Genomic DNA, 21,888 nt, shown 5'->3' with positions numbered 1-21,888 from the left:
TTGAACTTCATACTATTATACTCCAAATTCTGATAAGAAAATGTGAGCTAGGTCAGATTTTTAAACAATAATTTGCAGATAAGCGGTCATTTTTAGCAAAAAATTTACAAATTTTAAACAACTCACTGAGGCGAGTGTTTACAGTTGCACTGCTCCAAGCAGATATCACCATGCAAATTGTGGTGGTGATTATGATTATGTGAATAAAATGCAACATTTCGAGCAAACTGATCACCAAAGAAATGGATGAAACTCGGGTCATTTGTAATTACTTCAGGTGTGCCGGCACAGCAGATATGTTTGTTAACACAAAGCACTTCATCGGTATTTGCCATCACAATATTTAGATCGTGTGATACCATTAAAATAGCACAATTAAGTAAAGAGCGTGTTTTATTTAACAGTTGATAGAGTTCGGTTTGACCTGTAATATCCACACCTTGCATTGGCTCATCTAACACAAGTAATTGTGGTTGGTTTAACACAGCTCTGGCAAGTAGTACACGTTGAAGCTCCCCACCCGATAATTTTTGCATACTGTTTTCGGCTAGATGTGTGATTGAAAATAATGATAATACCTCTTCAATCATTTTTTTGTCCGTATTGGGTTTCAGTGCTAAGAAATGAGCTACTGTAATTGGCATAGAAGGGTCTAAATGCAGTTTTTGCGGGACATAGCCAATTTTTAAGCCTTTTTGGTGAAAGACTTTTCCTTTATTTGGGGTGATTAATTTTAGCAACACTTTCAATAGCGTTGATTTTCCGCCACCGTTAGGCCCAACAATAGTAGTAATAGAATTAGGGTAGATAGAAAGATTGATATTTTGTAACGCTTTTTGATCGTTGAAAGAAACATCAATCTTTTCAAGAGAAACCAATGGGCTAACAGGCCTAATGGGTGAAAACGGATTGAATGTTTGCGTTTGTGTCAGTTGATTAATTTTCATTAATATAAAAAATTTATGGATATTGAGTTAAAATTAGCTGATTTTTCATATTATGACAATAGATTAAATGAATTTTTTCTTGGTAAAATGGTCTACCAATAGATTATGTAAATTTTAGTAAATAAAAAATAGGCGAGATATATTTTGCAACACGTTATTTTAGCGAGAGATCGTAAAAAACATAAGCAACATATCAAAATAACGGTGTTTTTATTAGCTGTAGTGAGTTTGCTGGTGGGCATTGTTCTGGCATTAAAGGAGCAGCCGTCGGTTGAGAGTAAAAACCAGCGAGAAAATACCCTTATTTTGGATGAGCAGGACATAAAGCACGAAGATGAAGTTGAATTAAATGTAATTGATTTACCGAAATCGGAAAATGAAGCGGGTTTTATCAGCCGTATTACCGATTTGCTTACTGAATCTGCATTAGTATCAGACGGTGAGGAACAGATTATAGATGACCAAACAGCAACATCCTATGAAGATGAGTTAATCGGTCCGGATGATGAAGTTGAAGAGAGTATTGATACAGCAGCTAAAAAAGAGCTTGAAGAAGCATTGCCACAAGAGGCTGAGCAGGCTATTGGTGATTTGTTGGAAGTTGCTGATCAAGCTTTAAGAATCCAAGACCAATTTAGTTATACTGTTGCTCGTGGTGATAAATTAAAAGATGTACTGGAACAATCGGGTCTCGGGCCAAGTGTTGCTAAAGATCTAATTAAGCAATATCCTGCACTGGCACAATTACAACCAGGTCAGCAATTTTATTGGATATTGGACAATGATGGTGAGTTAGAATACATGAACTGGCTTGTTTCTGAAAAAGAAGAGCGAGTTTATGAACGTAAAGCAAACGGAAAATTTGCTTATCAAGAATTTGAGAAAAAAGGCGAGTGGAAATTAGATGTTGTTCGTGGAACTATCCAAGGTAGTTTTGCATCTAGCCTAAAAGCAGTTGATTTATCGGATCGTCAAATTAATCAACTGGCGGTTGGATTACAATCACAAATTGCCACGAATAAACTTAAAAAAGGTGATAAGTTTGCAATTTTAGTTAAACGAGAATACATTAACGGTAAAGTAACAGACTTAGGTAATGTGGAAGGTATTCATGTTATTAGTGGTAATAAAAGCTACTATGCAATTCAAGCAGAGAATGGGCGCTACTATAGTAAATATGGGGAAACGTTAAGTGGTGGTTTTGCTCGGCATCCGTTGTTGTATGCTGCTCGGGTAACTTCTTCGTTTAATCCTAAACGTAGGCACCCAATTACAGGTCGTATTAGCCCGCATAAAGGGGTAGATTATGGTATTCCGGTTGGAACACCGATTATCGCACCAAGTGATGGAGTGGTTGAGCATGTTGCCTACCAAGCTAGAGGGGCTGGGCGTTATATTCGAATAAAGCACGGGCACATTACAACAGTGTATATGCACCTTAGTAAACCCTTAGTGAAGCCGGGGCAAAGTGTGAAAAAAGGTGAGCGTATTGCCTTGTCCGGCAATACCGGCGGTTCGACCGGACCACATTTACACTATGAGTTTCATATTAACGGAAGACCGGTAAATCCAATGACTGTGAAATTACCAGGCTCAAGTTCAGGTATGAGTAATAAAGAACGCCAAGCCTTCATATATAAGGCGAAACATGTAGAAGCAAAATTAAGAATGTAAGGATTCTAAATGAAGAAAAATCTTATCATGCTAGGATTAGCTTGTTTATCAACAGCGGTATTAGCATCAGATGCAAATTTAAAAAAACAACTTGAAAAAATGGGGGCAACAGAGGTTAATATTTCTGCTTCTCCTTTATCTGGCTTTAGAAAAGCGACATCTAATGAGGGCGTGGTTTATATCAGTGAAGATGGACGTTATGTGATCCAAGGTAAAATTTTTGAGTTAAAAAACGGAAAGGCAGTAGATATTACAAACCAAGAGTTATTAGCAGAATTAAACTCTTACCATAATGAAATGATTGTTTATCCAGCTAAAAACGAAAAACATGTGATTACGGTGTTTATGGATATTACTTGCCATTACTGTCACCTGTTACATGAACGTATCAAAGAATATAATGATTTGGGAATCACTATTCGTTATTTAGCTTTCCCTCGTGGCGGTATGAATACGCAAACAGCAAAACAGATGGAAGCGATTTGGAGCTCTTCTGATAAAATTAATGCACTCAATGAGGCTGAAAAAGGCAATTTACCAACACAACTTAAAACACCGAATATTGTAAAAAAACATTATCAACTCGGAATTAAATTTGGCGTAACAGGCACGCCTAATATGGTGACTTCTGGTGGGGAGCTGATTGCAGGTTATGTAGAACCAAAAGAATTGGCAAAAATGCTGAAATAAGCATTACTGATTTGAAAACAAGCGGTCTGATTTTGTAAATATTTTGCAAAACAGACCGTTTTTATTATCACAAGCGGTCAAATTTTATAAATTTATGCAACGAAATACAAAATGGCTTAATTTGATTTCTAGTTGAGTGTCGATAAATGACATTATTTTGAAACTTAGTCATCTTTTTTCTGCCTAAAGCGAAGTAACGAGGAGTCATATATGTGGAAAAAAACAGCACTAGCATTATTGCTGGCAAGTAGTTATGGATGGGCATTAGAAGCAGGTAGAGAGTCTGTTAAAACGTATAATGAAAAAGAATTAGCACAATTAAAAACAGATTGGCTGGCAGTTTATCAAAAAGAAATAGAACATGCGAAGCAGTTACGCCTTAAACAGAGAGAAAATTTTCAACAACTTAATTATTTAATTGAGAATGCTGTACTGCAAAAAAATTTATCTGCCTCTGGTGAGCAAATTATTCAGCGATTATTGGCAACATTATCCGGCTATCCATTGGAAATGGAGGCAAATTGGGCGTTATTGAATGCTAAAATAACGTTAAAACAGGCAAAAGAGAGTGATATTCATGCATTTATACATAAATATCCTAATTCGGTCTATCAAAAAACATTACAGCAACTTAGATTTGAGCTGCTGTATCAGCAACAAAACTTTGATGAGCTGGTGGAATATGCTAAGAGTGTAAAGCCCATCAGTCTGGCTGACCAGTGTCGTTTACTGTCAGCTCGTTATGAACTTGCTGCCAGCAAAGCAGAAATAAATCCTGAAGTGAGCAAAGTCACTGAGAAAAATACAAAAAATAGCGAGCTGTTTGCTTTAGCAAATGAATTTGAACAGCTGTGGTTTGCAACGCCTAAATTAACTTCTGATTGTGCTAATTTAGAAAGCTATTGGCGAGATCAGGGTTTTAAAACAGATGAAAAAGTACGTTTGAAAGCAATTGAATTAATCAAACAAAGTGCGAATGCTGAAATTGCGAATTTGGCAATGAATAGCACGGATGGAAATTTAAAAGCGTGGTTAAACGAAGTTTCTTCTATTGCCAATAATCCTCAAGATTTGCAAAAATTTATTGAAAATCAACCGCTTGAGGTTGCTGCCCGTGCAGAAAATAAAGCGGTAATTTTGCAGCTATTTCCTAAATATATAAAAACGCTCTCTGAAAAGTTAGAAAATCCAACATTTGAAGCATATCAGGCATGGGCAGAAAAATATCAGCTTACAGAAGCCGAAATCAAAGAATGGAAAACTGCATTTATTAGTCGATTATTTGATAATGTAGAGCCAACTTTTCAGTTATGGCGAGATGAACAGATTAAAACCTTAAATGTTGATAGTTTAACCGAACGCCGCTTGCGTATGGCAATTTGGCAACACTCTGATTTAACTGAGTGGTTATCTGTGCTTTCAAATGAAGGTAAAGCAAAACCTGAATGGCGTTATTGGTTGGCGAAAACGGAGAAAAATGAAGTTAAACGTAAGTCAATATTTGAAACGTTAGCTCAAGAACGTGGTTTTTATCCTATGCTTGCGGCTCAGCAGCTAGGGATTGTCTATCGATTTCCTATTATAGATACACCGAATTTAACTTCAGCAGAGCTTGAGTTATATCAACCGGAATTTGAGAGGATAAGAGAATTACGCCAATTAGAGCGCTTTGAGCAGGCAAGAAATATTTGGACTTACTTTATTAAAAGTCTTTCAACTCAGTCACAACAGTTATCGGTAATTAAATATGCTTCAGCTCAAAATTGGTATGATTTGGCGGTAGAAGGAACAATTCAAATAAAGGCATTTGATAATATTGATTTAAGATTACCTAATGCATATTCAGATTGGTATGATTTGACATTAGCAGATAAAAAAATCAGTAAAACCTTTGCCCAAGCAATAGCCCGTCAGGAAAGTGCTTGGAATTTTCAGGCGAGATCACATGCTAATGCGAGAGGTCTAATGCAAATGTTGCCGGCTACAGCAGAAAAAACGGCAAAAGACAACGGTTTGCCGTTTAAAGGTGATGGTGATTTATTTAGACCGTTTAACAATATAATGCTAGGGACAACCCATTTGTCGGAATTAAACGAGAAATACCTAAATAATCGTATTTTAATTGCTGCAGCTTATAACGCGGGAGCAGGAAGAGTCGAACAATGGTTAAAACGTGCTAATGGTAAATTAGCCATGGATGAATTTATTGCGACTATACCTTTTTATGAAACCCGTGGTTATGTACAAAATGTGTTAGCCTATGACTACTATTACCAAATGCTCTATACTTCAGATTCCTCTACTAAAAATGGCTTAAAAATGTTCTATAAAGAGGAGTTAGAGCAAAAATATTAAAAAAGTGCTTGCATTATTGAGTGAAGTATCTATAATACAGCCCATCAGACGCGGGGTGGAGCAGCTTGGTAGCTCGTCGGGCTCATAACCCGAAGGTCGTTGGTTCAAATCCAGCCCCCGCAACCAGTTTTAAGCTCACAGCTTTGGTTAAAGTTGTGAGTTTTGTTTTATAGGGTGTATGATAAATTTTGCAATTGCAAAAAAATCATAAAACAGACCGCTTGTTACGGTTAAATGTTTTTTCTCACCGAGAAACAAATCGCTTAAAGCCCCACGGTTTCCCGTCTGGGGCTTTTTTGCGGAAATTGGTACAGATTTAACGTATCAAGAGCTGGTAATATACCGGCTTTTTTTGTATTTGGAGAGTTTTAATTGGCAACATTAGAGCAAAAATTAGAAGATTTAGTGTTAGATTCAATCGAAGCATTAGGTTTTGAGTTAGTTGGCATTGAATGCCAACGAGCAGGGCGTTTTTTAACGGTTCGCCTGTATATTGATAAAGAAGGTGGCGTAACGATTGATGATTGTAGCGATGTGAGCCGTCAAGTAAGCGCGATTTTTGATGTTGAAGATCCTATTGCAGATAAATATAACCTAGAGGTTTCTTCACCAGGGCTAGACCGTCCATTATTTACTACAGCCCATTATGAGCGTTTTATCGGACGTGATGTGGTGATTCATTTGCGAATTCCGATGTTCGATCGCCGTAAATGGCAAGGCAAGATTAGAGAAGTCGATGGTGATTTAATTACCTTAACTGTAGAAAATGAAGATCGCCAATTCGCATTCGGTAACATTCAAAAAGCGAATTTAGTCCCCGTTTTTAATTTTTAAATTAATAAGGCAAACTAACAATGAGTAAAGAGATTTTATTAGCTGCAGAAGCAGTATCAAACGAGAAACAATTACCAAAAGAAGCCATTTTTGAAGCTTTAGAAACAGCATTGACAATTGCAACTAAAAAAAGTCGCGATTTAGATATTGATGTTCGCGTTGTTGTTGACCGTAAAACCGGTGATTTCCAAACATTCCGTCGTTGGGCTGTTGTTGAGAATGTCAATAATATGACGCGTGAGATCAGTTTAGAGGCTGCGCAGTTTGAAGATCCTAATGTACAATTAGGTGATTTCATTGAAGATGAAGTTGAATCTATCGAATTTGGTCGAGTTGCTATTCAGACCTTTGGTCAAGTGATCAAAACAAAAATCCGTGAAGCAGAGAAAACTAAAATCATTGATGAATTCCGTGCCGATTTAGGTAAGATTATTATTGCAACAGTTAAAAAAGTGACTCGTGATAATATTTTCCTTGAGTTAGTAGGAAAATCGGAAGATATCAAAGGCGAAGCGGTGATTGTTCGTGAAGATATGATTCCACGTGAGAATTTCCGCCCGGGCGACCGCGTGCGCGGTGTATTATATGAGATCAAACCTGAATCAAAAGGTCCTCAATTATTTGTTACCCGTGCAAAATCGGTTATGCTTGAAGAATTATTTAAGTTAGAAGTACCGGAAATTGGTGAAGAAGTAATTGAAATCAAAGGCGCTGCTCGTGATGCAGGTTCTCGTGCCAAAATCGCAGTAAAAACTCATGATAAACGTATCGATCCGGTTGGTGCTTGCGTTGGTATGCGTGGTGCACGTGTGCAAGCTATCAGCAGCGAATTAGGTGGTGAACGCGTAGATATCGTGCTTTGGGATGATAACCCAGCACAATTTGTGATCAATGCGATGGCGCCGGCAGATGTTAGTTCTATTGTAATTAATGATGAAGCTCACTCTATGGATATTGCTGTTGAATCTAAAAATTTAGCACAAGCTATCGGGCGCAATGGACAAAATGTCCGTTTAGCTACGCAATTAACCGGTTGGACCTTAAATGTGATGACGGTTGAAGAGCTAACCAAGAAAAATGAAGAGGAAGATGGCAAAGTCATCAATTTATTAACCTCTGCGTTAGAAATTGATGAAGAATTTGCTCAAGTATTGATTGAAGAAGGCTTTACTTCATTAGAAGCTGTTGCTTATGTACCGGTAAGTACATTAACTGCAATTGATGGATTAGAAGATGAAGATTTAGTTGAAGAGCTACAATCACGTGCTAAAAATGCGATTACGAAGAAAGCATTAGCAGAAGAACAAGCTTTAAAATCAGCCCAAATTGAAGAGAGGCTGTTAGCTCTTGAAGGAATGGAGCGCCATATTGCATTTAAATTAGCCGAGAAACAAATTACAACCCTTGAAGATCTTGCTGAACAAGGCGTAGATGATTTAGCAGATATTGAAGAGTTATCGGCAGAGAAAGCAGGCGAGCTCATTATGGCTGCCCGTCAAATTTGTTGGTTTAACTAATCACAGGCAAAGAGGATAAAAAAATGACTGAAGAGAAAAAAACACTTTCGCTTGGTGGTGCTCGTAAAGCGAGTAAAGTTAATGCTACGACAACTAGCGGCAAAGTAAAAGCGGTTGAAGTAAAAGAGAAAAAACCGAAAATTGATGCCAAAGCGTTACAAGAAAAAGCAGAAAGAGAAGCTCTTGCAGCAAAAGCAAGAGAGGAAAAAGAAGCAGCTGAGAAATTAGCCAAAGAAAAAGCTGAAGCAGAAGCTAAAGAAAAAGCGAAGCAAGAAGAAGCTGCAAAAAAAGCAGCAGAATCGACCGCTAGTAAAACTCATCCTGTACCGGTAATGCCAAATACTAAGGCAAAAGAAGATAAGCCGAAAGCGGTAGCGCAATCTCAGCCAAAACAAGAAAAAGCACTCGATCCTGAAAAAGAAGCGAAGCGTAAAGAAGAAGCTGAATTACGCCGTAAACAAGAAGAACTGGCTCGTCAAAAAGCAGAAATGGAAGCAAAACGTGCAGCAGAAAATGCCCGTCGTTTAGCTGAGATTGAACGTGAAGAGTCAAGTGAGAACTCAAGTGAAGATTTTGATGATGATCGTTTCACCTCCTCTTACGCTCGTGAAGCAGATAGAGATAACGATCGTCGTAGTGAAAATCGCGGGCGTAATAATAAAGGTGGCGTAGCTAAGGCTAAAAAAGGCGGACGTGAAGATGATAAAAACGAACGTAATGCTGATCGCCGCAATCAAAAAGAAGTTAAGGGCAAAGGTAAGCATGGCAAAAAAGGTGCTGCTTTACAACAAGCCTTTACAAAACCTGCACAAGTTGTAAAAGCTGATGTGGTGATTGGTGAAACCATTACGGTTGCTGAACTTGCTAACAAAATGGCGGTAAAAGCAACTGAAATTATCAAGATGATGATGAAAATGGGTGAAATGGTAACGATTAACCAAGTTATCGACCAAGAAACAGCGCAATTAGTGGCGGAAGAATTAGGCCACAAAGTTATTTTGCGTAAAGAAAATGAATTAGAAGAAGCGGTATTGGAAGACCGTGATACTGATGCAGAAAAAGTAACCCGAGCTCCGGTTGTTACTATTATGGGGCACGTTGACCACGGTAAAACCTCATTACTTGACTATATTCGTAAAGCAAAAGTAGCGGCAGGCGAAGCGGGTGGTATTACTCAGCACATTGGTGCATACCATGTAGAAACCGATGATGGCAAGATGATCACCTTCTTAGACACTCCAGGACACGCAGCCTTTACGTCTATGCGTGCGCGTGGTGCCAAAGCGACTGACATCGTCGTTCTTGTAGTTGCAGCGGACGATGGTGTGATGCCACAAACTATTGAAGCGATCCAACATGCAAAAGCGGCAGGCGCGCCATTAGTTGTTGCGGTAAATAAAATTGATAAACCGGAGGCGAACCCAGACCGTGTAGAACAAGAATTGTTACAACACGATGTTATCTCCGAGAAATTCGGTGGTGATGTACAATTCGTGCCAGTTTCAGCGAAAAAAGGTATGGGTATTGATGACTTGTTAGAAGCGATTATCCTGCAATCAGAAGTGCTTGAATTGACTGCAGTGAAAGATGGTATGGCAAGCGGTGTGGTAATTGAATCATACCTAGATAAAGGTCGTGGCCCGGTGGCAACTATTCTTGTTCAATCAGGTACACTGAACAAAGGCGACATCGTGTTGTGTGGTTTTGAATACGGTCGTGTACGTGCAATGCGTGATGAAAACGGTAAAGATATTGAATCCGCAGGCCCGTCGATTCCTGTTGAAGTGTTAGGTCTTTCGGGCGTACCGGCAGCAGGTGATGAAGCAACAGTTGTGCGCGATGAGAAAAAAGCCCGTGAGGTAGCACTTTACCGTCAAGGCAAATTCCGTGAGGTGAAACTTGCTCGTCAACAAAAAGCGAAATTAGAAAATATGTTTAGCAACATGACTGCGGGTGATGTAGCAGAGTTGAACATTATTGTGAAAGCAGACGTACAAGGTTCTGTTGAAGCTATCAGTCAATCATTAATGGAACTTTCGACATCTGAAGTGAAAGTAAAAATTGTGGGTTCAGGTGTAGGTGGTATTACTGAAACTGATGCGACTTTAGCTGCAGCCTCTAACGCTATTATGGTTGGTTTCAATGTACGTGCAGATGCATCTGCTCGTCGTATTATTGAAACAGAAAGCATTGATTTACGTTACTATTCCATCATTTATGAATTGTTAAATGACGTGAAAGCAGCAATGAGTGGTATGTTACAGCCTGAATTTAAACAGGAAATTATTGGCTTGGCAGAAGTACGTGATGTATTCCGTCATCCTAAATTTGGGGCAATCGCAGGCTGTATGGTAACAGAAGGTATGGTGAAACGTAACAACCCAATCCGTGTATTGCGTGATAATGTGGTTATCTTTGAAGGTGAGTTGGAATCACTTCGCCGTTTCAAAGATGACGTATCAGAAGTGCGTAACGGTATGGAATGTGGTATCGGCGTTAAGAACTATAATGATGTAAAAGTTGGTGACCAAATCGAGGTGTTTGAAATCGTTGAGATTAAACGCTCAATTTAAAATTAAGCCAATTTCAATGTAGGGGCGTACTATGTGCGTATGCAAGCGGTTGAATTTTTGCTAAGATTTGCAAATAGGAAACCTCAAGGGCGTATATAGTACGTCCCTACTTTTTGGAGAAAAAATGTCTAGAGAATTTAAACGTAGCGACCGTGTCGCACAAGAATTACAAAAAGAGATTGCAGTTATTTTACAGCGAGAAGTCAAAGATCCTCGTGTAGGGATGGTAACCGTTTCAGATGTCGAAGTATCAAGAGATTTAGCTTACGCGAAAGTATTTGTAACCTTCTTATTTGATAACGATCCTGAGGCTATTGCACAAGGTATGCAAGGTTTAGAAAAAGCAAGCCCTTATATTCGAACTCTACTCGGTAAAGCTATGCGCTTGCGTATTGTGCCTGAATTGCGCTTTATTTACGATGAATCTTTGGTAGAGGGCATGCGTATGTCTAACCTAGTCTCTAATGTCATCAAAAATGATGAAGAAAAGCATAGAGAGGACTAATAGTGTCTAGACCTCGTAAACGTGGGCGTGATGTGCATGGTGTTTTCCTATTAGATAAGCCACAAGGTGTGTCATCTAATGATGTATTGCAAAAAGTAAAGCGGATTTTCCAAGCAAACAAAGCCGGACACACAGGCGCTTTAGATCCTTTAGCAACGGGTATGCTTCCAATTTGCTTAGGAGAGGCAACCAAGTTTTCACAATTTTTATTAGATTCTGATAAACGTTATTTAGTAACTGCAAAATTAGGTGAACGTACTGATACTTCTGATGCTGAAGGACAAGTAGTGGAAAGCAAAACCGTAAATGTAACAGAAGCGGAAATTCTAGCTCATTTAGAGCCGTTTCGCGGTGATATTTTACAAGTTCCAACGATGTTTTCCGCATTAAAACATAATGGTAAGCCGTTGTATGAGTACGCCCGAGCGGGGATTACTGTTGATCGTGAGGCCCGCCCGATTACTATTTTTGAGTTAAATTTTATTGAGTATCAAGCCCCTTATTTAACTCTTGAAGTCCATTGCTCTAAGGGAACTTATATTCGCACTTTGGTGGATGACTTAGGTGAAGCACTTGGCTGCGGAGCACACGTAACAATGTTACGTCGCACGGCAGTTGCAAGTTACCCAATTGAGGCGATGATGAGCTTTGAAAATTTGCAAAAAATTGCTGAAAATCGACCGCTTGAAGAGCTAGATAGTTATCTGTTGCCACTAGATACAGCAGTGGCAAATGTCGCTAAAATAAATTTGACTGCCGAGCAAACTAAAGCGGTGGGTTTCGGTCAAAGAGTTAAATACGAAAACCCAAATAAGATTTATGGCTTAGTACGTCTGTTTTCAGATAATGGACAGTTTTTAGGAGTGGCAGAAATCACCGATGATAATGTGATTCGCCCTAACCGAATGATTAATTTAGCAGAATAGAAGATGAAATTGAAAATTTTTACTTTGCCGTTAACGATCATAACCTTTGCTTTGGCAGGGTGCTCTAATGATAAAGGCAGCTATTCAACTTTAGATTTGGATGCCAAATACACTAAATCACGCTCTGTGAATAATTTTAATGACTATGTACATTTCTTGAAACAGAAAGCCGCTGGCGCGGGTGTATCGGCAAAAACTTTAAATGCTCAAAAATTTATTAATTATAATGCACGAGCCATCCAGTTAGATAAACAGCAATCTGCTCGCAAACGTGATCCAAACTCACCATTGCCTCTAGCTAATCCAAATGGGGTAACTAATTACTTAAATAAAGTGTTAACTCAAACGAAAGTGGATCAGGCGGCAGAGCGTTGGTATGAATATAATGCACCGTTAACCCGTGCAAGCCAAAAATATGGTGTTCAGAAAGAATACATTATGGCGTTATGGGGTATGGAGAGCAGCTTTGGTCGTTATCAAGGGGATTTTGATGTGCTTTCTGTTTTAGCAACTCTAGCATTTGATGGCCGGCGTGAAACGTTATTCACCAAAGAATTTGTAAACGCAATGAAGATGCTTGATGATGGAACGATTAAGCGTTACGAATTATTGGGGTCTTGGGCTGGAGCAATGGGGCAAACCCAATTTATGCCAAGCTCTTATCTCACTTATGCGGCAGATGGTGACTCTGATGGCAAAAAAGATATTTGGGATAATGAAGCAGATGCCTTTGCATCTATTGCTAAATATCTTTCCACTGTTGGTTGGGACAATCAATTACCTTGGGGTGTTGAGGTGAAATTATCTGCCCCAATGGATCTAAGTTTTTCCGGTATTGAATCCAAGAAAGCGAAAACTTTAGGTGAATGGCAAGGTTTAGGTGTTTATTTGGCTTATCCGAATGGGCAAGAATCGGCAAAATTAGCTAAGCTTAATGGCCATAAATTATGGCTGATTCGCCCTGATAAGGAAGCCGGACGAGCATTTTTGGTGTCAAATAATTTCCGTACGTTGATGGATTGGAATAAATCCAACAATTTTGGTATCAGCATCGGTAAATTTGCAGATAGAATTTTATCCGCCGTTGGGCAATAAGCTAAAAGTGAATAAATGAAAAGCATAGTAAATGAAAATTTACTATGCTTTTTTGTTTTAGTTGTTTTTTATAAGGCTTTTGATTTTTGTTCCAAACGACGTTTTTTGAAAAAATTGCTGATTTTTTGGCTACATTCTTTACCAAGCACATTACCCTGAATCTCTAAAAAATGATTCATTTTATAATCTTCAAATAAATGATAGCGGGAACCTACAGCCCCTGTTTTATAGTCACTGGCCCCAAAGACCAAACGACCAATACGGCTGTGTAAAATTGCCCCGGCACACATAGGGCAAGGTTCAAGAGTCACATAAAGAGTGCAATTTAGCAGGCGATAATTTTCTAAGGTTTGCCCGGCTTGACGGATGGCTTGCATTTCAGCGTGAGCAGACGGGTCGCAAAGTTGGATAGTCTGATTCCAACCTCTGCCGATAATATTGTGATTTTTATCGACCAACACCGCACCAACGGGTATCTCTCCTTTGGCTTCGGCTAAATCAGCTAAATCTAATGCATATTGCATAAAAGCGATATCTTGCTCGGAAACATCAGTTCGGCAAGTTGTTTGAGTAGGTTTGATAAACATAGTTGCAAAAAATAAAATTTTTTTGACCGCTAGTAAAATGCCCCAACGGATGGGGCATTATGATTTGCGGCTATTTAGTCACGGCGAGAGCGACCTTTATCATTAAAGCGTTTCTCTTTAAAACCGCCTTTACGATCTTTATTGAAGCCATTATCTCTTGAATCACGGCGGCCGCCACGCTCATTACGATCACCTCTACGCTCGCCACCACGACGACCACGAGCATCATACGGATGCTCATTACCGCTGTTTGTAGTGCCGATAAGTGACATCTGCATTTGTTTATTCAACACGCGCGCTTTGTGAGCGAAATGTTGAACTAAGTGATTTGGCATACCTTGTGGTAATTCAATGGTTGAGTAGGTATCATAGAGTTTAATATGGCCAATATAGCGGCTGCTGATATCGCCTTCGTTAGCAATTGCGCCTACAATATGGCGAACTTCTACACCATCTTCACGACCCAGTTCAATACGGTATAAATCCATCGCAACACCGTTATTTTCACGATGTTCACGACCATTACGGCGGTCGTTTCTATCGTTACGATCGCGTCCACGTTCTGAACGTGCAGCGCGGACTACAGGGTCTGGTGGAAGAATTAATTTTTGTTTTTCTTGTAGTAACATCATCATTGCCGCTGCCAGTTCTTCATGATCTTGATCGGCGGTAAATAAATCTTCCAATAACTCACGATATTTTTCTAAATCATGGTGTTCTAATTGCTTAGAAATACGTGCTTTGAATTTTTCACGGCGTTTTTCCATTAAAATTTCGTGGTTTGGAATAGCCACTTCTTCAATTGGTTTTTTGATGAGATTTTCGATATTACGTAGCAAACGACGCTCACGTGGCTCAACGAATAATAATGCACGACCTGAACGACCGGCACGACCGGTACGACCAATACGGTGAACATAAGATTCTTCTTCTAACGGAATATCATAGTTTACAACTAGGCTGATACGTTCAATATCAATACCACGGGCAGCAACATCGGTCGCAACCAAAATGTCTAAACGCCCTGAGCGTAATTTTTCTAAAGTTTGTTCACGAGCTTGTTGGGTCATATCACCATTTAACGCTGCAGTACGATAGCCATTACGCTCGCATAATTCGGTAATATCAATTGTGCCTGTTTTGGTTCGGGTGAATATGATGGCTGCGTCAAATTCTTCCACTTCTAAGAAACGTAATAACGCATCATTTTTACGGAAACCGTTAACTAACCAGTAGCTTTGTTCGATATCTGGAGCAGAGCGTTCTGTCGCCTTAATTTTAACCTCTTGCGGATCTTTCATAAAGCGGCGGGTAATACGGCGAATCGGTTCCGGCATTGTTGCTGAGAATAACGCCGTTTGGTGATTTTCTGGTAATTCTGCCATAACGGTTTCAACATCATCAATAAAGCCCATACGGAGCATTTCATCGGCTTCATCTAACACGATAAATTTTAGTTCGGATAAGTCTAAAGTACCACGACGAATATGGTCAAGAATACGACCAGGTGTGCCGACAACCACTTGTGAGCCCTGTTTTAAAGCTCGTAATTGAATGTCGTAACGCTGTCCACCGTAAACGGTTACAACACGTATGCCTTTCATGTTTTTGCTAAATTGTTCGCAAGCATCAGCTACTTGGATAGCTAGTTCACGAGTTGGAGCCATTACCAACATTTGTGGATGGCGTTGAGAAGGATCAATTTGAGCGAGTAAAGGTAGTGAGAAAGCTGCTGTTTTACCGCTACCTGTTTGTGCCATACCGAGAACATCACGGCCGGCGAGTAAGTGAGGGATACATTCTTGTTGGATAGGAGAGGGTGTTACAAACCCCATCTCATTTACTGCATCAAGGATAGGTTGAGGTAAGCCTAAATCGGCAAATGTTAAAGATTCAGTTGTCATAAAAAACCATTAATTGGTGGATAGCAAAACAAAAAGCAGAAAATAAACACTATTTTCTGTTTGCATATCCAAATGAGTATTATATTGTTGAATTATTTAGTAGGAAGAAAAATGAAATAAAAAAGCAAAATAAATGCTTTAACAATCCCCTGAGTACAAGCGGTGAAATTTGCAAATTTTTTTGCAAAGTTGACCGCTTAATATTGTCCTAATCTTTCCCTATTCTTTATCAACAACGGGAGTTGTTTGAGCTAATGAACGCAATTGTCCAAGTTCAAACAGGGCAAAACGATACTCAACGAAGTTAAACACTTGATTTGCAAGAGCAAGTCGGAAAAGACTGATAGCCTCATCTTTACGATCTAATTTGAGTTGTTGTTTTGCTAAATAGAAATACGTCTCTGTGAGTATTTCTGCATATTGTGAGCTGTTTTCTTTAGCTTCAGAATCTATTTTAGCACGAAGTTGGGCTAAAGATAAATCCCCTAAAAAATAATTCACAATATTTGTTCCCCAAAAATTGGGAGAAAGTAATGTTACACGTGTTTGTAAATTTTTCTTGGCTTCTAAAGGAGTAAATTCTAACTCGTTAAAATAAAGCCATAAAACACGGTAGGGGTCTCTTTTATCTTCTTCGTAAAAACGTAAAAGATCACGCTCAGCTTCGGAGTATCGACCACTATAATAGAAGGCTAAGCCTCGATTGAGATAAGTATAGCTATATTCACGATCTAACTCTAATACTGCATTAAAAGCATCAATAGAGCTATCATAATCACCTTCTAGTAGTAGATACAATCCCATATAATTGTAAGCTGCCGCCATTCGCTGGTTAAGTGAAATAGCTTGAGCAAAATCATAACGGGCAAGAGACCATAATCCTAAGCTGTCGTAAATTACCCCTCTTTCAAAGTAGAGATCGGCTTGTTCAGATGAGTTTAATTTCGCTTCTTCTAATACTTGATTTATACGGACAACCATCGCTTCTTGTTCAAAGCGAAGTTGTGGATTTAATTCAGCTAAAGCTAAATTTTTAATTGAAACTAAATCCGAATAGCGATTGCTACAGCCCGTTAATACTAAAACAGAGATTAAATTAAGTAAAAAGAACCGAATTCGAAACAATTTAAACAGCTGTACCATTACTAAATTGCCTTTAAATAATGAACTATAAAATAGAATAACGGACAGTTAAATAGTCCGTTATTCACGATTTATGAAGAATTAGATATTCTCTTGTTCTTCAAAAACAGCTTCTTCCGCTACAGTTTCAGTAGCATTGTCGGTGCTATTAAGATCCTTCATCGTTAAGCGGATACGGTTTTGGCGGTCAATTTCAACCACTTTTACCTGTACTTCTTGGCCGACAGATAAGTAATCAGCAACACGATCAACACGTTCGCTGGTAATTTGGGAAATATGGACTAAACCTTCTTTACCACCTAAAATTGACACGAATGCGCCGAAATCAACAACACGGGTTACTTTACCTGTGTAAACAGCGTTCACTTCAACTTCAGCAACGATATCTTCAATACGAGCCATGACTGCTTTCGCTGCATTATTATCAGTTGCAGCGATTTTTACTGTACCGTCATCATCAATATCAATTGAAGTACCTGTTTCTTCAGTTAACGCACGAATGACCGCACCGCCTTTACCAATCACATCTTTGATTTTCTTCGGATCAATTTTCATTGTGTGAATACGTGGTGCGAAGTCTGAAATATCCGCACGAGGTGCAGGAATTGCTTGTTCCATAACACCTAAAATGTGCATACGTGCACCTTTAGCTTGATTTAATGCGATCTGCATAATTTCCGGTGTAATACCTTCAATTTTAATATCCATTTGTAATGCAGTTACCCCTTCACGTGTGCCGGCTACTTTAAAGTCCATATCGCCTAAGTGGTCTTCATCGCCTAAAATATCTGAAAGAACAACAAATTTTTCTTCTTCTTTTACTAAGCCCATTGCGATACCCGCAACTGCTGCTTTAATTGGTACGCCCGCATCCATTAACGCCAAAGATGCACCACATACAGAAGCCATTGAAGATGAACCGTTAGATTCAGTGATCTCAGACACTACACGCACAACATATGGGAACTCTTCCGCAGTTGGCATTACCGCTAACACACCACGTTTTGCTAAACGACCATGACCGATTTCACGACGTTTTGGCGAGCCGATACGCCCTGTTTCACCTACAGAGAACGGAGGGAAGTTATAGTGGAATAAGAAACGATCTGATTTCTCACCGGTTAATTCATCAATAATTTGAGCATCACGCTCTGTACCAAGAGTTGCAACCGCTAATGCTTGAGTTTCACCACGGGTAAAGATGGCAGAACCGTGAGTACGTGGTAAGACGCCTGTGCAAATATCTAATGCACGCACGGTATCCACGGTACGACCGTCAATACGCGGCTCACCGGCGATAATACGGCTACGCACTACAGAGCTTTCTAATGAAGTGATGATATCAACGATAGCACCTTCGCTTACTGTTTCATCTTCTGCTGTTAATTGTGCAATAACTTCTGCTTTGATTGCATCAATTTGCTCATAACGTGCTTGTTTTTCAGTAATACGATAAGCATTGCCGATACGGCTTTCTGCTAAGGCTTTCACTTTATTGATTAAATCTGTATTTGGCTCTGGAGCAACCCAATCCCAACGTGGTTTACCTGCTTCTTTTACAAATTCTTTGATATTTTCAATTACAACTTGTTGTTGCTGATGGCCGAATACCACTGCTGAAAGCATTTGTTCTTCAGTTAAAATATCTGCTTCAGATTCCACCATTAATACAGCTTTATCTGTACCTGCAACCACTAAATCTAAACGGCTGATTTTTTGCTCAGATGTTGTTGGGTTTAATACAAATTGATCATTAATGAAACCAACACGTGCTGCACCGATAGGACCGTTAAACGGTACGCCTGATAATGATAGGGCAGCTGATGCACCAATCATAGCTACTAAGTCCGGGCTGATTTGTGGATTGACAGAAACAACCGTTGCAATCACTTGAATTTCATTGAAGAAACCTTCAGGAAAAAGTGGACGCACAGGGCGGTCAATTAAGCGGGCAACTAAGGTTTCACCTTCAGAAGGACGACCTTCACGTTTGAAGAATCCACCCGGAATACGACCTGCAGCGTAAGTACGTTCTTGGTAATCTACGGTTAATGGGAAGAAATCTTGGCCTTCTTTAACATCTTTTTTCGCAACCACAGTTACAAAAACGGTTGTGTCATCCATACTTGCCATTACCGCAGCTGTTGCTTGACGCGCGATAGCACCTGTTTCTAAAGTTACGGTGTGCTGACCATATTTAAATTGTCTTACGATTGGATTCATTCTGTTTTCCTTTATTAAACGAATTAAAGTTAAGTTTCGTTTTATTTTTTTAAATTGCGACTAGCAAAAATACTCGTGTTATTACAAAAGAATTTTTGATAGCCGCCTCTCAAAGTAAAAAATAAAACTCATCCATTATACAGAGATTTTCATAAAAAATCGCCTATTATTTTTGCTTTTACAAGCGGTCGTTTTTGTGAAGAATTTTGCAAAAAACAATGCTTTTATAACCGCTTGTCTTTCAGGCTAGACTAAAAGAGCTAAATCGTAGAAAATAGCTCTCATTTTTCATTATCTAAAACATAAAAAATGACGACTGAAATCAATTATGAAGGCATTGAGCAAATGCCGATTAAGCGTTTTACCGAAGATGCTTATCTCAATTATTCTATGTATGTAATTATGGACAGGGCATTGCCGTTTATCGGTGATGGTTTAAAACCTGTACAGCGCCGTATCATCTATGCAATGTCTGAGCTTGGGCTAAATGCTTCGGCAAAATATAAAAAATCGGCCAGAACAGTGGGGGATGTGTTAGGTAAATTTCACCCGCATGGTGACAGTGCCTGTTATGAAGCAATGGTATTAATGGCTCAGCCATTCTCTTACCGCTATCCGCTTGTGGATGGACAAGGGAACTGGGGAGCTCCGGACGATCCAAAATCCTTTGCGGCAATGCGTTATACCGAATCTAAGCTGTCTAAAATTGCGGAAGTGTTGCTTGGGGAGCTAGGACAAGGCACTGTAGATTATCAGCCGAATTTTGATGGTTCACTTGAAGAGCCAAAATATCTACCCGCCCGTTTGCCACATATTTTACTGAACGGCACAATGGGGATTGCTGTTGGCATGGCAACCGATATTCCACCGCATAATATCAACGAGTTAGCCGATGCCAGCGTGATGTTATTGGATAACCCTAAAGCTTCGCTAGACGAAATTCTAACCGTCGTTCAAGGACCGGATTATCCAACTGAGGCAGAAATTATCACACCAAAAGCAGAAATTGCCAAAATGTATGAGCAAGGCCGTGGTTCGATTAAAATGCGTGCGGTATGGAAAAAAGAAGACGGCGAAATTGTAATTTCTGCCTTACCTCACCAAGCTTCACCGTCAAAGATTATTGAGCAAATCGCTACTCAAATGCGGAATAAAAAATTACCGATGGTAGATGATATTCGTGACGAATCCGATCACGAAAATCCAATTCGGATTGTGATTGTGCCACGCTCAAATCGTATTGATTTCGATGCGTTAATGGATCACCTTTTTGCCACGACCGATTTGGAAAAAAGCTACCGAGTCAATATGAATATGATTGGCTTAGATGGCAAGCCGGCGGTTAAAAATTTACTGACCATTCTCACAGAATGGCTTACTTTCCGCCGCACCACGGTGACTCGCCGTTTAAATTATCGTTTGGATAAAATTTTAAGCCGCTTACATATTTTAGACGGCTTGATGATTGCTTTCTTAAATATTGATGAGGTAATAGAAATTATCCGTAACGAAGACGAGCCGAAAGCGGAATTAATGGCACGTTTTAATCTGACTGATATTCAAGCAGAAGCGATTCTCAATTTACGTTTACGCCATTTAGCTAAATTGGAAGAACACCAATTACAAGCAGAAAAATCAGAGCTTGAAAAAGAGCGTGATGAGCTGCAACTAATTTTAGGCTCGGAACGCCGTTTAAACAGCTTAATTAAAAAAGAGATTCAGGCAGATGCAAAAACCTTTGCCAGCCCTCGCCGTTCGCCATTAGTAGAACGTGCAGAATCTAAAGCGATTGCCGAAAGTGATTTAACCCCAACTGAAGATGTGACGGTGATCCTCTCCGAAAAAGGCTGGGTACGTTGTGCTAAAGGACACGATATTGAGGTGGAAGGCTTAAGTTACCGTGCCGGTGATGGCTATCTCGCTCACGCACGTGGCAGAAGCAATCAACCTGTGGTCTTTTTAGACAGCACAGGGCGAGCCTATGCGCTAGATCCTACCTCATTGCCATCTGCACGTTCACAAGGTGAACCGCTTACCGGAAAAATTACCTTACCGGAAGGCGCAACCATTCAACACGTATTAATGGCGAACTCAGACACCAAAGTGTTAATGGCATCGGATTCAGGCTATGGTTTTATCTGTACGTTTGAAGATCTTGTTTCTCGTAATAAAGCGGGTAAGGCAGTGATTTCTTTAACAGAAAATGCAAAAGTATTACCGCCTCAGTTACTTGAGAATGATGAGAACTTATCATTAGTGGCCATGAGCAATGTTGGACGAATGTTAGTATTCCCGGTACGTGAACTGCCTGAATTATCCAAAGGTAAAGGTAATAAAATTATCAATATTTCCGCTGCTGCGGCAAAATCAGGTGATGAGTACCTTGCTCGCCTGTTGGTCATCAAACCAACACAATCGCTCGTGTTTGTTTCCGGCAAACGAAAAATTACGCTCAAACCAAGCGATATTGACAACTACCGCGGCGAACGTGCAAGAAAAGGCTCACAATTAGTGAGAGGCTTAAGCACCAATTCTACGGTGGAGATTGTTGAGTAGATTTAACTAAGATAAAAGATTTTCAGATACTGCACAAAGCTTGATTGCTTGCGGCGATTTTGTCATACAGCTGTTGTGCAGTGTGCTTATGTTGAACTTTCACCTAGTATACCTGCTTTCAGAGGTGTTGTTCTATGTGCCGTGCATCACCCCTTTGGCAATCTCCGACACCTTCGGCGTATACCCAGCCCCAAACGCCGCCGCACCACCGAGTGCTAGGCTACCTTTTAATAAATTCCGCCGTTTGTGATTCATTTTATTCCCCACAAGCAAAGCTAAATTCAATGCGGTCATTGTAAAAACGGGCTGATTGGGAGGGGATTGTGGTTTTCCACATATCAAGGGGAAGTTTGATTTGG

The 21,888-nt window shown here is 39.6% G+C and carries 15 protein-coding genes, 1 tRNA gene and 1 pseudogene; 11 read left to right on the top strand and 6 right to left on the bottom strand.

What is annotated here, in order from left to right:
- Positions 1-122: 122 nt before the first annotated feature.
- Positions 123-947: a zinc ABC transporter ATP-binding protein ZnuC gene (gene znuC / locus A4G16_RS04945; protein ID WP_165888949.1), complete on the bottom strand. Its 825-nt coding sequence runs from the start codon at positions 945-947 to the stop codon at positions 123-125.
- Positions 948-1,091: 144 nt separating this feature from the next.
- Here znuC and mepM point away from each other — a divergent pair, with 144 nt between their 5' ends.
- The 10 genes from mepM to A4G16_RS04895 all read left to right on the top strand — a co-directional run bounded on the left by mepM (position 1,092) and on the right by A4G16_RS04895 (position 13,116).
- Complete coding sequence (gene mepM / locus A4G16_RS04940) at positions 1,092-2,621, top strand: murein DD-endopeptidase MepM (RefSeq protein WP_165888948.1); 1,530 nt, start codon at positions 1,092-1,094, stop codon at positions 2,619-2,621.
- A gap of 9 nt (positions 2,622-2,630) precedes the next feature.
- Positions 2,631-3,311 (top strand): bifunctional protein-disulfide isomerase/oxidoreductase DsbC, encoded by a 681-nt coding sequence (dsbC, locus tag A4G16_RS04935; RefSeq protein ID WP_165888947.1) that lies wholly within the window; start codon positions 2,631-2,633, stop codon positions 3,309-3,311.
- Positions 3,312-3,521: 210 nt separating this feature from the next.
- Positions 3,522-5,666 (top strand): transglycosylase SLT domain-containing protein, encoded by a 2,145-nt coding sequence (locus A4G16_RS04930; protein WP_165888946.1) that lies wholly within the window; start codon positions 3,522-3,524, stop codon positions 5,664-5,666.
- Positions 5,667-5,715: 49 nt separating this feature from the next.
- Positions 5,716-5,792 (top strand) — tRNA-Met (locus A4G16_RS04925).
- Between the two features lie 246 nt (positions 5,793-6,038).
- Positions 6,039-6,500: a ribosome maturation factor RimP gene (gene rimP / locus A4G16_RS04920; RefSeq protein ID WP_165888945.1), complete on the top strand. Its 462-nt coding sequence runs from the start codon at positions 6,039-6,041 to the stop codon at positions 6,498-6,500.
- Between the two features lie 20 nt (positions 6,501-6,520).
- Positions 6,521-8,017 (top strand): transcription termination factor NusA, encoded by a 1,497-nt coding sequence (gene nusA / locus A4G16_RS04915; protein ID WP_165888944.1) that lies wholly within the window; start codon positions 6,521-6,523, stop codon positions 8,015-8,017.
- Positions 8,018-8,040: 23 nt separating this feature from the next.
- On the top strand, positions 8,041-10,590 hold the full coding sequence (gene infB, locus A4G16_RS04910; protein ID WP_165888943.1) for a translation initiation factor IF-2: 2,550 nt from the start codon (positions 8,041-8,043) through the stop codon (positions 10,588-10,590).
- Between the two features lie 124 nt (positions 10,591-10,714).
- Positions 10,715-11,095 (top strand): 30S ribosome-binding factor RbfA, encoded by a 381-nt coding sequence (gene rbfA, locus A4G16_RS04905; protein ID WP_027074477.1) that lies wholly within the window; start codon positions 10,715-10,717, stop codon positions 11,093-11,095.
- A gap of 2 nt (positions 11,096-11,097) precedes the next feature.
- A complete protein-coding gene (truB, locus tag A4G16_RS04900; protein WP_165888942.1) occupies positions 11,098-12,021 on the top strand; it encodes a tRNA pseudouridine(55) synthase TruB in 924 nt (307 codons plus the stop codon).
- A 3-nt stretch (positions 12,022-12,024) separates the two neighbouring features.
- Positions 12,025-13,116 carry a lytic murein transglycosylase gene (locus tag A4G16_RS04895; RefSeq protein WP_165888941.1) on the top strand — a complete coding sequence of 364 codons (1,092 nt, stop codon included), beginning with the start codon at positions 12,025-12,027 and terminating at the stop codon, positions 13,114-13,116.
- Between the two features lie 68 nt (positions 13,117-13,184).
- Here the strand turns inward: A4G16_RS04895 and tadA are convergent, their stop codons facing one another.
- The 4 genes from tadA to pnp all read right to left on the bottom strand — a co-directional run bounded on the left by tadA (position 13,185) and on the right by pnp (position 18,973).
- A complete protein-coding gene (tadA, locus tag A4G16_RS04890; RefSeq protein ID WP_165888940.1) occupies positions 13,185-13,703 on the bottom strand; it encodes a tRNA adenosine(34) deaminase TadA in 519 nt (172 codons plus the stop codon).
- A gap of 74 nt (positions 13,704-13,777) precedes the next feature.
- Entirely contained in the window at positions 13,778-15,607 is a 1,830-nt protein-coding gene (locus A4G16_RS04885) for a DEAD/DEAH box helicase (RefSeq protein WP_165888939.1), read from the bottom strand.
- Positions 15,608-15,826: 219 nt separating this feature from the next.
- Entirely contained in the window at positions 15,827-16,750 is a 924-nt protein-coding gene (nlpI, locus tag A4G16_RS04880) for a lipoprotein NlpI (protein ID WP_165888938.1), read from the bottom strand.
- A gap of 81 nt (positions 16,751-16,831) precedes the next feature.
- On the bottom strand, positions 16,832-18,973 hold the full coding sequence (pnp, locus tag A4G16_RS04875) for a polyribonucleotide nucleotidyltransferase (RefSeq protein ID WP_165888937.1): 2,142 nt from the start codon (positions 18,971-18,973) through the stop codon (positions 16,832-16,834).
- Positions 18,974-19,282: 309 nt separating this feature from the next.
- Between pnp and parC the strand changes: the two genes are divergently transcribed.
- Entirely contained in the window at positions 19,283-21,529 is a 2,247-nt protein-coding gene (parC, locus tag A4G16_RS04870) for a DNA topoisomerase IV subunit A (RefSeq protein ID WP_165888936.1), read from the top strand.
- Positions 21,530-21,664: 135 nt separating this feature from the next.
- On the opposite strand, the pseudogene A4G16_RS04865 reads toward parC, so the two are convergent.
- Positions 21,665-21,784, bottom strand: a pseudogene (locus A4G16_RS04865) (twin-arginine translocation signal domain-containing protein); the annotation flags it as partial.
- Positions 21,785-21,888: the final 104 nt, after the last annotated feature.

The sequence above is a fragment of the Mannheimia granulomatis genome, from assembly GCF_011455695.1.
In the GTDB taxonomy this organism is placed as follows: domain Bacteria; phylum Pseudomonadota; class Gammaproteobacteria; order Enterobacterales; family Pasteurellaceae; genus Mannheimia; species Mannheimia granulomatis_A.
Note: the sequence above shows the minus strand (reverse complement) of the source record. Positions and strands in the feature narration are given on the sequence as shown.